This window comes from Sulfurimonas sp. NW15 (assembly GCF_051132285.1).
GTDB classification, from domain to species: Bacteria; Campylobacterota; Campylobacteria; order Campylobacterales; family Sulfurimonadaceae; genus Sulfurimonas; species Sulfurimonas hydrogeniphila.
Map to the genome: position 1 here is coordinate 288,370 of NZ_CP093237.1, position 13,086 is coordinate 301,455.

7 protein-coding genes and 1 tRNA gene are annotated in these 13,086 nt (G+C 38.5%); 6 read left to right on the forward strand and 2 right to left on the reverse strand.

What is annotated here, in order from left to right:
• Positions 1-5: 5 nt before the first annotated feature.
• Both MLC52_RS01425 and MLC52_RS01430 read right to left on the reverse strand, forming a co-directional pair.
• Entirely contained in the window at positions 6-5,234 is a 5,229-nt protein-coding gene (locus MLC52_RS01425) for a cadherin domain-containing protein (RefSeq protein ID WP_434580948.1), read from the reverse strand.
• Between the two features lie 106 nt (positions 5,235-5,340).
• Positions 5,341-5,417, reverse strand: a tRNA-Thr gene (locus MLC52_RS01430).
• 279 nt (positions 5,418-5,696) lie between these two features.
• Here MLC52_RS01430 and MLC52_RS01435 point away from each other — a divergent pair.
• The 6 genes from MLC52_RS01435 to gmd all read left to right on the forward strand — a co-directional run bounded on the left by MLC52_RS01435 (position 5,697) and on the right by gmd (position 13,083).
• On the forward strand, positions 5,697-6,173 hold the full coding sequence (locus tag MLC52_RS01435; protein ID WP_434580950.1) for a hypothetical protein: 477 nt from the start codon (positions 5,697-5,699) through the stop codon (positions 6,171-6,173).
• 85 nt (positions 6,174-6,258) lie between these two features.
• Positions 6,259-7,611, forward strand: coding sequence for a SapC family protein (locus MLC52_RS01440; RefSeq protein ID WP_434580952.1), 1,353 nt, complete (start codon positions 6,259-6,261; stop codon positions 7,609-7,611).
• Between the two features lie 14 nt (positions 7,612-7,625).
• Complete coding sequence (locus tag MLC52_RS01445; RefSeq protein WP_434580954.1) at positions 7,626-9,398, forward strand: type I secretion system permease/ATPase; 1,773 nt, start codon at positions 7,626-7,628, stop codon at positions 9,396-9,398.
• Positions 9,398-10,726: an HlyD family type I secretion periplasmic adaptor subunit gene (locus tag MLC52_RS01450; protein ID WP_434580955.1), complete on the forward strand. Its 1,329-nt coding sequence runs from the start codon at positions 9,398-9,400 to the stop codon at positions 10,724-10,726. The genes MLC52_RS01445 and MLC52_RS01450 overlap by 1 nt, the downstream gene beginning before the upstream one ends.
• Before the next feature lie 15 nt (positions 10,727-10,741).
• Positions 10,742-12,052: a TolC family protein gene (locus tag MLC52_RS01455; protein ID WP_434580957.1), complete on the forward strand. Its 1,311-nt coding sequence runs from the start codon at positions 10,742-10,744 to the stop codon at positions 12,050-12,052.
• Positions 12,049-13,083, forward strand: coding sequence for a GDP-mannose 4,6-dehydratase (gene gmd, locus MLC52_RS01460; RefSeq protein WP_434580958.1), 1,035 nt, complete (start codon positions 12,049-12,051; stop codon positions 13,081-13,083). Before MLC52_RS01455 ends, gmd begins: the two co-directional genes overlap by 4 nt.
• Positions 13,084-13,086 lie beyond the last annotated feature (3 nt).

Sequence of the window (13,086 nt, forward strand, 5' to 3'; positions counted from 1 at the left end):
GTGTTTTATACCAGACTCTGTATCCCGTCACTAAAATATATACTTTCAATACCAATCAAATTTGCTTCAAAACTGTTGTCATCTGCCAATACATCATAGCTGCCGTCAGTCAGGGAAGTAATTGTAACGCTGTCTTGAGTTAAATCTATATATAAAATATCATTTCCTTCTCCGCCGTCTATATAATCATACCCTCCGTTTCCAATGTAAATACTATCGTCTCCTGCAAAAGTAAAAATATTGTTATCTACCATGTTATCTGTTATAATATCTGAACCTGAACCGGTTTTTATATTTTCTATAATTGTACCTGTAGAGATAGCAAAATTGTTTTTGCCTGTATACAACAGTCCTGTATTGTAAAGATCGTTATAGATAAAATCACTGATATAGTCATTAAAATCACTGTCGTTCACACTGTTTTGATAGTAGTTTACAACTTCATCTACACTGTATTCATCGACACTGTTTAGGCTTCCTGGATTTAAATCCACTCTGCTTGAACCGGTTCCGGCAGAAAAATCAAGTGTATCTGTGCCACCGGCATCCCAGATAGTCTCAATTTTATTGTCTGTAAATGTAAGGGTATATATATCATCACCTGTTGCTGTTGTGTCATTTACTCCATAAACAGACTGCAGTGCTGCTACATCATACAGCGAATAGAGCTGAGAACTTATATTTGTTCCTGTTGCCTTTATAAACTTCTTGTCAGCTGTCTCTGTTATAGTAAAACCCGGGTAGTAGTTGTCTCTTTGTGTATATGACATTATGGTATGATTTGCGTCATCAACTTCTGCAGGAAGCGTAACATCCCCATCAAACGGATGTTCAAGACCAAGAGCATGTCCTAATTCATGAGCCATAGTACTCCACCCCTCTTCACCTGCCTCTAAGCCGTAGGAGTCTGGATCGGAATTAAATTGACTTGAGAGAAAAATATCTCCTGCATATGTCGGGTTGTCTCCGGGATAAAATGCAAATCCGCTGGTATCGGCATCCATGTCAACTATATTTATGCCAATCATACCGTCACTGCCTAAATTTTCAAAAGAGACACCCAGCAACTCTCCCACAGCATCAAAAATACTTGTCATAGCATTTTTCTGTGCATTATTTAACTCTGTCCAACCCGTAGTCAGTTCGGTACCGTCACCATAATTATAATAATCATTGGGTATGGATGTATTAAAAGTGTATGTAATAGTTGTTGAATTATCCCAGTATGTCTCAGATAAGAGTGCCGAAACACCATAGGTATTCGCAGTACTTAGATCGCCAAGACCAGGGTTGACATTTGAAGGAGAAAGCGCATTCTCATCGAGATCGTTTACATGTAAAGTAAGGTTCAAACTGCTGCTGTTGCCGCTGGCATCCGTTGCAAGCACACTAAAAGCATAACTGCTTTTACTCTCAAAATCAGGATTCTCCAAAAGAGTAACAGCACCGCTTTGCGCATCAATACTAAAGTAAGAGGCATCCCCGACACTCTCCAAACTGTAGACAACACTGCTCTCATCAGAAGCAGCAGCTGTATAGATGAGCTGATTGGCACCGCTGTTCTCATCAATGGGATCAAGAGCAGATGATGAGCTAAACACAGGCGCATTCTCATCGAGATCGTTTACATGTAAAGTAAGGTTCAAACTGCTGCTGTTGCCGCTGGCATCCGTTGCAAGCACACTAAAAGCATAACTGCTTTTACTCTCAAAATCAGGATTCTCCAAAAGAGTAACAGCACCGCTTTGCGCATCAATACTAAAGTAAGAGGCATCCCCGACACTCTCCAAACTGTAGACAACACTGCTCTCATCAGAAGCAGCAGCTGTATAGATGAGCTGATTGGCACCGCTGTTCTCATCAATGGGATCAAGAGCAGATGATGAGCTAAACACAGGCGCATTCTCATCGAGATCGTTTACATGTAAAGTAAGGTTCAAACTGCTGCTGTTGCCGCTGGCATCCGTTGCAAGCACACTAAAAGCATAACTGCTTTTACTCTCAAAATCAGGATTCTCCAAAAGAGTAACAGCACCGCTTTGCGCATCAATACTAAAGTAAGAGGCATCCCCGACACTCTCCAAACTGTAGACAACACTGCTCTCATCAGAAGCAGCAGCTGTATAGATGAGCTGATTGGCACCGCTGTTCTCATCAATGGGATCAAGAGCAGATGATGAGCTAAACACAGGCGCATTCTCATCGAGATCGTTTACATGTAAAGTAAGGTTCAAACTGCTGCTGTTGCCGCTGGCATCCGTTGCAAGCACACTAAAAGCATAACTGCTTTTACTCTCAAAATCAGGATTCTCCAAAAGAGTAACAGCACCGCTTTGCGCATCAATACTAAAGTAAGAGGCATCCCCGACACTCTCCAAACTGTAGACAACACTGCTCTCATCAGAAGCAGCAGCTGTATAGATGAGCTGATTGGCACCGCTGTTCTCATCAATGGGATCAAGAGCAGATGATGAGCTAAACACAGGCGCATTCTCATCGAGATCGTTTACATGTAAAGTAAGGTTCAAACTGCTGCTGTTGCCGCTGGCATCCGTTGCAAGCACACTAAAAGCATAACTGCTTTTACTCTCAAAATCAGGATTCTCCAAAAGAGTAACAGCACCGCTTTGCGCATCAATACTAAAGTAAGAGGCATCCCCGACACTCTCCAAACTGTAGACAACACTGCTCTCATCAGAAGCAGCAGCTGTATAGATGAGCTGATTGGCACCGCTGTTCTCATCAATGGGATCAAGAGCAGATGATGAGCTAAACACAGGCGCATTCTCATCGAGATCGTTTACATGTAAAGTAAGGTTCAAACTGCTGCTGTTGCCGCTGGCATCCGTTGCAAGCACACTAAAAGCATAACTGCTTTTACTCTCAAAATCAGGATTCTCCAAAAGAGTAACAGCACCGCTTTGCGCATCAATACTAAAGTAAGAGGCATCCCCGACACTCTCCAAACTGTAGACAACACTGCTCTCATCAGAAGCAGCAGCTGTATAGATGAGCTGATTGGCACCGCTGTTCTCATCAATGGGATCAAGAGCAGATGATGAGCTAAACACAGGCGCATTCTCATCGAGATCGTTTACATGTAAAGTAAGGTTCAAACTGCTGCTGTTGCCGCTGGCATCCGTTGCAAGCACACTAAAAGCATAACTGCTTTTACTCTCAAAATCAGGATTCTCCAAAAGAGTAACAGCACCGCTTTGCGCATCAATACTAAAGTAAGAGGCATCCCCGACACTCTCCAAACTGTAGACAACACTGCTCTCATCAGAAGCAGCAGCTGTATAGATGAGCTGATTGGCACCGCTGTTCTCATCAATGGGATCAAGAGCAGATGATGAGCTAAACACAGGCGCATTCTCATCGAGATCGTTTACATGTAAAGTAAGGTTCAAACTGCTGCTGTTGCCGCTGGCATCCGTTGCAAGCACACTAAAAGCATAACTGCTTTTACTCTCAAAATCAGGATTCTCCAAAAGAGTAACAGCACCGCTTTGCGCATCAATACTAAAGTAAGAGGCATCCCCGACACTCTCCAAACTGTAGACAACACTGCTCTCATCAGAAGCAGCAGCTGTATAGATGAGCTGATTGGCACCGCTGTTCTCATCAATGGGATCAAGAGCAGATGATGAGCTAAACACAGGCGCATTCTCATCGAGATCGTTTACATGTAAAGTAAGGTTCAAACTGCTGCTGTTGCCGCTGGCATCCGTTGCAAGCACACTAAAAGCATAACTGCTTTTACTCTCAAAATCAGGATTCTCCAAAAGAGTAACAGCACCGCTTTGCGCATCAATACTAAAGTAAGAGGCATCCCCGACACTCTCCAAACTGTAGACAACACTGCTCTCATCAGAAGCAGCAGCTGTATAGATGAGCTGATTGGCACCGCTGTTCTCATCAATGGGATCAAGAGCAGATGATGAGCTAAACACAGGCGCATTCTCATCGAGATCGTTTACATGTAAAGTAAGGTTCAAACTGCTGCTGTTGCCGCTGGCATCCGTTGCAAGCACACTAAAAGCATAACTGCTTTTACTCTCAAAATCAGGATTCTCCAAAAGAGTAACAGCACCGCTTTGCGCATCAATACTAAAGTAAGAGGCATCCCCGACACTCTCCAAACTGTAGACAACACTGCTCTCATCAGAAGCAGCAGCTGTATAGATGAGCTGATTGGCACCGCTGTTCTCATCAATGGGATCAAGAGCAGATGATGAGCTAAACACAGGCGCATTCTCATCGAGATCGTTTACATGTAAAGTAAGGTTCAAACTGCTGCTGTTGCCGCTGGCATCCGTTGCAAGCACACTAAAAGCATAACTGCTTTTACTCTCAAAATCAGGATTCTCCAAAAGAGTAACAGCACCGCTTTGCGCATCAATACTAAAGTAAGAGGCATCCCCGACACTCTCCAAACTGTAGACAACACTGCTCTCATCAGAAGCAGCAGCTGTATAGATGAGCTGATTGGCACCGCTGTTCTCATCAATGGGATCAAGAGCAGATGATGAGCTAAACACAGGCGCATTCTCATCCAAAAAAATTAAAATATTCTCAGGTTTTATATCATTCACAGTATCTAGAATATCTATGGCATCATCTCTGTTTGCAACTAAATTTATACTTTCTATAACATTATCTACAGTTGTCTTGTCGTATGTCACATTAGATAATACATCTACAGATGCCTGATATGCAGAATCCTCATCCAGTGATATTATATCAGCGGGATCTGTTGATGCATCAAGATTTGTAAGGTCTGCTAAAGTATCCGTAAAGTGTAGTGCAACATTTACTTTGTTAGCTATATATGCCTGTCTTTGCAATGCAGAATCTATTTGTGACTGAGACAGGTTTTGATATTGTGGATCATTAGGATTAAAATCCAAAGATATGGAAATGAAATTTGCTACCATGTCAGATCTAGACATACCGGTATTTATCTGTTGTGTCCAGTACTGTATGCCTTCACTGTCTCCGGCTTGTCCCAATGTATTTATATAGATAGCATTTACAAATTCATTATTGTCAAGTTGACTATACAAATCATTAAATATTTCATGTGTGGCAAAGCCGCTTGCTAGTGTTTTTATTGCTACATCTTCACCTAGATTCAAACTTTGCGCTTCCCAGTAAAGCAATCCTGCCAAATCCGGTGCTCTGTTGAAAAATGCTATATAAAGTCCACTTATTTTTTCTCTTATAGTTGCCATAATATATCCTGCTAAAAATTCTGTTGTCTAAGGAAAACTATTTTATAAATTGTAACATAAGTTTTTTAAAGTTGTTTTTTTGAAGATGTATAGAGTCATTTGGAAGTGGTGCCGACACGAGGATTTGAACCCCGGGCCTGCTGATTACAAATCAGCTGCTCTAGCCAACTGAGCTATGTCGGCGAAAATAGAGTAGAATTTTATCTTTTTAACCTTTATGTTGGCTGATACAAGGTGCTAAATAATTAAGTTGAATTACAAATAGTTTTGATATAATAATGTGATTTTAAACAAAATATATTATAAAGCTAATAGCACTAAGCAATGGCGGTAGAAATAGTGTTTATTGTAGAACCTTATGATGCTAATGGCACTGACAGACTTTTCGAATTACGCCACTGTAAAATGTGAATCCAATAGAACTTAGTATAAATTTATCAAAAATAAGGCTGGAAGCGAATATTGTCACAAAAAATAATAAAACAGGCAAAAACATTTACATGTATCTATAGTGAGAAGGAAGACAGACTCCTTCTTACTGTAAATTATCAAGATGCCGAAAATCGGGTAGATTTTTGGCTTACAAGAAATTTTCTTATTAAACTTCTTCCTCATCTGTTTGAGTATATGAATTATGAGACGCAAGCAGTCGTACAAAGCACTCAAACACAGGAACAAAAGGGCAGTGTTCCTTCTGTTCCGCCTCCTTCGCAGCAGACACCTACGGACAGCGCAACATTTACGCTTACACAAAAAGTTCCTGTTCTTTTAGAAAGTATCGATATTACAAAACTTGGAAACGGGTATATCCAATTTGTGCTTAAAAATATGGAAAAAAATATTTATGCGACAGCAACACTTGAACCGGCACTTTTCAGTCAGGTGATAAAAGTCATAACAAGTGCAGTGCCAACATTCAGTTGGGGTATAAATCTGTAAAATTAAATAGTGTCAGAGTCAATTTTAATAGAACTTAAGTTTACTTCTACTATACTTCCTGCTATCCAACAATAGAGGAAAAACAGTGGCAAGAAAAGAGAGGCTTTTTGTTGATAATACAGCACTTCATATAGGTATACAGGGAATCAATGAAGAACGGATATTCAGAGAAGAAGAAGACACTCTTTTTTATAAAAATTTGTTGAAAAATTTGTCTCAAGATCTGCGTGTTGGAATACATACATATGCACTGATGCCTTCTGAAGTACATCTTCTTTGTACATTTTCAGATAAAGACAGCCTCTCTCGATTTATGCAGAGTGTCGGTCTAAAATACGTTTCTTATTTTAATAAAAAATATAACAGAAGCGGTACGCTATGGCAAGGCAGATACAAAAGCTCACCGGTAGAAGACAGATATATACTTGAAGTTATGCACTATATAGAATCTCTCAAAGATAAAACTTTGGAAACAACAGATGATTTTACAGTGCAGCATGACGTTTATAAACTGCTTGGCAGAGATAATGCAGACAGAGAATTGGCGTATAAAAACAGGTTTCTTGCTGCACCGCTTTTGGATGATGCAAAAAGCTTTATAGCAAACTGTTTAAATAAGCAGTTGCCTACAGGAAGTTTGGAGTTTTATAAAAAACTCGAAACAATAACAGGACACTCTTTACTCTCACAAAAGAGAGGAAGACCAAAAAAAAACAAAACTAAAGGAAAAAAAATGGTAAACAACTTTGTAGTATTAGATAAAGAAACACACAAAAATTTGAAAATATCTCCGTTGGAGAATTTAAAGTTTGCAAAAGAGATGGGGTTTGTGCCTGTATTGGCAAATGAAGTGACAAAGATAGCGCAGATGTTCCCTGTAGTGTTTACAGGTGATGAAATGCCTACTCTTGTGGCGCTTACCTCTTTGGGCGGCCCTAACCTTGCCGTAAACAGTGAAGGCAAATATATAGCACAGTATGTACCGGCATTTTTGAGAAAATACCCTTTTTCTTTAGGGAGCACGAAAGAAAACCCGGATCAAAAAGTAATACTTATAGAGGAAGAAGCAGAAGTTTTTTCTAAAACAAAAGGGAAACAGCTTTTCAAAAAAGATGGCTCTCAGTCTGATACACTTAAAAACACCATAAATTTTTTAACAGCCTATGAAAAAGATGCAAATATTACAGCAAATGTAGCAAAAATAATAAATGAGAGCGGCATACTGGAAGAAAGAGAAATTTCCGTAGGTGAAGGTGATGAGAAAAAAGTGTTGGTCAACGGTTTTAAAGTAATCAATCGCGAAAAATTGAATGCCTTGAGTGATGATATTTTAGCGGACTGGGTAAGAAAGGGCATTATTACTTTGATTGATGCACATTTAAAATCCCTTGACAATATACAAACACTTTTTAATATAGCACAGCAAAGACAAAACTAAACTTAGGACAGACAATGAATAAATTAACCAAAGAAGGTATAGCACTGACAAAACTTGAACAAGTTCTCAAAGAGACGAAAAAATCATTTCTTTTTGTAGGCTTTTTCAGTTTCTTTGTCAATATTCTGATGCTTGTTCCTTCTATCTATATGTTACAGGTATATGATCGGGTAATGGCAAGCCAAAGTATCGAAACCTTGGTTTTGCTTACTATTATAGTCGTTTTTTTATTTGCGACAATGGGAGTTTTGGAACTGATACGTTCTAGAATTCTGGTAAGAATCGGTAATAAAATGGATCTTGCTCTCAATGGGTATCTTTTTGATGTTATTTTTAATCATGCAAGACTTAATCCGGCACAAGCTTCTTCTATGCCTGTTACGGATCTGATAAAAATTCGGCAATATATGACCGGAAACGGTGTTTTTGCTCTTTTTGATTCTCCCTGGTTTCCAATATATCTGTTCGTTATGTATATATTCAGCCCTTGGTTCGCGGCTTTTACTGTCTTTGCTGCACTCGTTATTATGACAATCACTATTATTAATGAAAAAACAACAAAGAAAGATTTGGCCAGTGCAAACAAGATGAATAATCTTTCTATACAATATTTAAATAAAAATCTGCAAAATGCGGAAGTAGTACACGCAATGGGTATGAATGACAATATTAAGAACAGATGGTTGGAAAAACATCACAGTTTCTTGAAAATACAGGCAAGCGCAAGTGACAAAGCCGGAAAATGGTCAAATATGAGCAAAACGCTCAGACAACTTTTTCAGTCTTTAACTTATGGTATAGGGGCTTACCTTGCAATTAACGGTTTAATATCTCCGGGTGTGATTATTGCCGGTGCGGTACTTATGGGAAGAGCCCTGCAGCCGCTTGATCTGCTTACAAACAGCTGGAAAGGTTTTGCTGATGCAAAAGAGTCATACAAAAGGTTGAATAACCTTTTAAAAGAAGTTCCTGAATTACCGGAGCCTATGCAGCTTCCGGCACCAAAAGGTGAAATAAAAGTTGAAAATATAGTTGTGACGCCGCCGGCTGCAAAAGTACCTGCATTAAAAGGGATAAGTATGTATATTCCTCAAGGAATGACAGTGGGCATTGTTGGACCGAGTGCCTCAGGGAAATCAACTTTTGCCAGAGCCATCCTTGGTGTATGGCCTTTGGCAGCCGGAAAAGTCAGGCTTGATGGAGCAGATATTCATCAATGGAACTCAATTGACTTGGGAAAATATATTGGTTATTTGCCGCAGGACATAGAGTTGTTTGAGGGAAGTATCAGTGAAAATATTGCTCGTTTTTCAGAGGTTGATCCTGAGAGCGTTGTTGAAGCTGCCACTACAGCAGGTGTGCATCATATGATTTTAACTCTGCCAAATGGCTATGATACTGTTGTCGGTGCAGGAGGAAGTACTCTTTCTGGCGGGCAAAGACAACGTATAGGCTTGGCAAGAGCACTCTATAAAAAACCGCCTCTTATTGTTTTGGATGAACCAAACTCAAACTTGGACGAAGAGGGAGAAAAAGCACTTTTAAATGCTATTGTGCAAATGAAAGAAAACGGAAGCACAATTATAGTTATAACGCACAGACCGAATATCTTGGCAGTTGTTGATAATTTAGCAGTATTTACTCAAGGCACGCTCAGTATGTATGGTCCAAAGAATGAAGTTTTGGCAAAGCTTAAAGAGAATGTAAAACAAACGCAGCAGAATGTGCAGACAAAAGAAGCAAAAATGACACCAACTGTTAAAATGACAAAACCGGGAGAAAAGTAATGAGTGAAAATAATTTACCAGATACAAATGACCATACATATATCAGGATAGGTCTAGTTGTTGTCTTTTTAATCTTCTTTGGATTTGGAACATGGGCTGCTCTTGCTGAGTTGGAATCCGGTGTTCCAGCCGGTGGAAAGGTCGTAGTAGCATCCAATAAAAAAATCATTCAATATCTTGAAGGCGGTATTATTGAAGCTATTTATGTCAAAGATGGCGATCATGTAAAAAAAGGCGATAAACTAATTAAATTCAGTACAATAAAAACTGAATCAGAGCTGAATTCAATGTTGGCAAATTATTATGAGAATATTGCATTAAGAGACAGATTGATAGCTGAAAACAGATTAATTGCTGAACACAAAGGGGAAGAAACTATTCAGTTTTCAGCTAAACTTAATATACTTCCAAGTCTCAAAAAAGATAAAATAATTCGCAGACATATGGAAATTTTCAGGAATGAAATAAGCTATATGAAAAAAAATGAGCTTATTGCAAAGCAAAAAAAAGTTTCATTGGAACAACAGATTTCAAGTCTTAAAAAAGTAGTGATTACAAAAAAAATACTTTTAGAAACATATACAAATGAAGTGAAAGAACAGTCATCTTTACTGGAAAAAGGTCTTGTTGATAAAGAAAAGCTTTTAAATGCGCAAAGAAAAATTAAGTCTATTGAGTCTGATATCCTTTCAAGCCAAGCAAATATAGAAAAATTTACTGCGCAAATAGAATCAATAACAACACAATTGCAACTTGACAGAGAAAAGTTCTTGACAGATTTGAATACAAAACTGAGTAAAGCCCAAACTTCCATAGAAGATATGCAGGCGAGAATTAATAATCTCAAAGATAAACTTTCCCGTACTATTGTAAAGTCACCGGTTGACGGAATTGTCATGAATTTGGCATTTCACACAATAGGTGCTGTTGTCGCACCAGGGAAAAAATTGATGGAAATTGTTCCAAATGATGCGAAACTTATTATAGAGGCGAAACTTTCACCTGAGTATATAGATTTTGTAAAAGTAGGGCACAAAGCAAATATGACATTCCCGTCATTCCAGATGAAAGGTCATGTTATAGAAAATATTCAAGGCGAGGTAATCTTTGTTTCACCTGATATAACTGTAGATGAAAAAGGGAACAGCTTCTATATTGTAAAATTAAAACTTACAGAAAAAGGCAAAGAAGTTCTTAAAAAGAATAATTTGGAAGTTCAAGCAGGTATGCCTGTAAGTATTATTATAAAAGCCGGTAAGCAAACCACCTTAGAATATTTGCTGAAACCAATGACAATGATGCTGCAAAAAGCATTTCTTGAACAGTAAAAAGGAGTTTTTTCTATGAATAATAAAAAACGTATACTTTTTGCCAGTCTGCTTGCTTTTGCAACTGTTTTGAGTGCTAAAGAACTTCTCTTTAGCACGGCTTATAATTTGGCCGTTCAAAATTCAAATCAGCTGCAGTCAGCAAAATATATGTACCTTTCAGATAAAGAAGATATAAAACAGGAACAAGCGGCTCTCTACCCGCAACTTGATTTGAGTGCTTATTATAAAAAGTCTAAATATGTAGCAAACCCGAATCAGGATGTAACAAGACAGGGACTTCTAAATTATACTCTCTCGCTTAAACAGTCTATTTATAATGCAGACGCTTTGGCAAGAATTGATATGCAAAAACTAAGAAGTAAATACTCTTCAACAAAAGTAAAATACCAGGAACAACAACTCGCACAGGATGTTTTTAAAGCATATTTGAATATTTTGCGAACAACAAACAAAATAGCAGCATTGCAGTCTTATCTTACATATCAACATTCTAAACTGGAAGCACTGCAAAAAAAATATGATATGAAGCTTGCCAACAAAATGGATCTTTTGCAGATAAAAGTTGATTATGAATCTTCAAAGATAGATTTGAACAAAGAAAAAAGATTGTTGAATGTTTACAAAATGCAGTTAGAGCATTTTATAGGCAAAACTGATTATACTATTCCTCTTATCAGCATACGAAACAATATCTCTCCTGCGTTGGCGCAAATGAGGGATACTATCCATGAAACAATGAACTCTTTAGAGATACAACAGTCAAAAATTCAGCTCGAACTTGCAAACAAAGCTATAAAAAATGCTTTTGCAGGACATTTGCCAAATGTAAGCCTTAGTGCTTCTTATGCAAGATACTCTACAGATACACCGACGATTGATTCACCCTTTAACAGTGTTGCCAATGTGATGATGAATATAAACATACCGCTTTATAAAGGTGGATATACTGCATCAAAAGTAGAATCTGCAAAATTAAGATACCAGGCTGCTGTGGAAGACATGCTTGCCACAAAGAAAAAAGTCACTGTTAATTATAAAGAAGATTTGGCTAACTTCAATGCTGCACTTAATTCTGTCTATATGTACAAAGAAGCATATACATCTGCAGAACTTTTTGTTGAAGCAATACATGAGGGTTACAAAAAAGGCCTCAAAAGTATTATAGACTTAAATGATGCCGAAGCAAAAATGTATAATATCAAATATAAATATATTGACAATCTGTATACTATGGTCAATGCCTATGTCGGTTTGCTGGTAGATACCAACAGTTTTAACAATCTACGATTTTTAGACCAGTTACTTATGGAGAGCAGAGAATGAAAAAAGCGATTGTAACAGGAATTACAGGTCAGGATGGTGCTTATTTGACCGAATTGCTTTTAAGCAAAGGTTACGAAGTATATGGTGCATACAGACGTACATCATCGGTGAACTTTTGGCGTATTGAAGAATTGGGTATACAAAAAAATCCAAATTTGCATCTTGTTGAATATGATTTGACCGATGCGGCAGACAGTGTCAGAATGGTAATGTCCATACAACCGGACGAAATCTACAATCTTGCGGCACAGAGTTTTGTAGGTGTTTCGTTTGAGCAGCCTCTTGCAACAGCACAAATAACTGCTTTAGGCTGTGTACACCTGCTCGAAGCCGTGCGCATCGTCAATCCGAAAATAAAGTTTTACCAGGCATCAACATCAGAAATGTTTGGAAAAGTACAAGAGATTCCACAAACGGAAAACACGCCTTTTTACCCAAGAAGCCCTTACGGTGCCGCAAAGATGTATGCACACTGGATGGTTGTCAACTACAGAGAATCCTATGATATGTTCGCATGCAGCGGTATTTTGTTTAATCATGAATCACCTTTGCGGGGTTTGGAATTCGTGACACGTAAGATTACAGACAGTGTTGCAAAAATCAAGCTTGGCAAGCTTGACTGTATGGAACTTGGAAATATGGATGCAAAAAGAGACTGGGGATTTGCAAAAGATTATGTAGAAGGCATGTACCTGATGCTCCAGGCGGAAAAACCGGACAACTATGTTTTGGCAACAAACCGTACCGAAACAGTGCGTGATTTTGTAAAAATGGCATTTCAGGCAGTTGGCATTACATTAAAGTTTCAAGGAAATGGAGAAGATGAAACAGCTGTTGATATAGCCACAGGCAAAACTGTAGTCAAGGTCAATCCAAAATTCTACAGACCGGCAGAAGTTGAACTTCTCATTGGAAATCCCCAAAAAGCAAAGGATATTCTCGGATGGGAGCCTGCTTGCACACTTGAAGAGTTGTGTGCTATGATGGTAAAAGCAGATTTAAAACGAAATGAATCCGGATTTGTTTTTTAAACC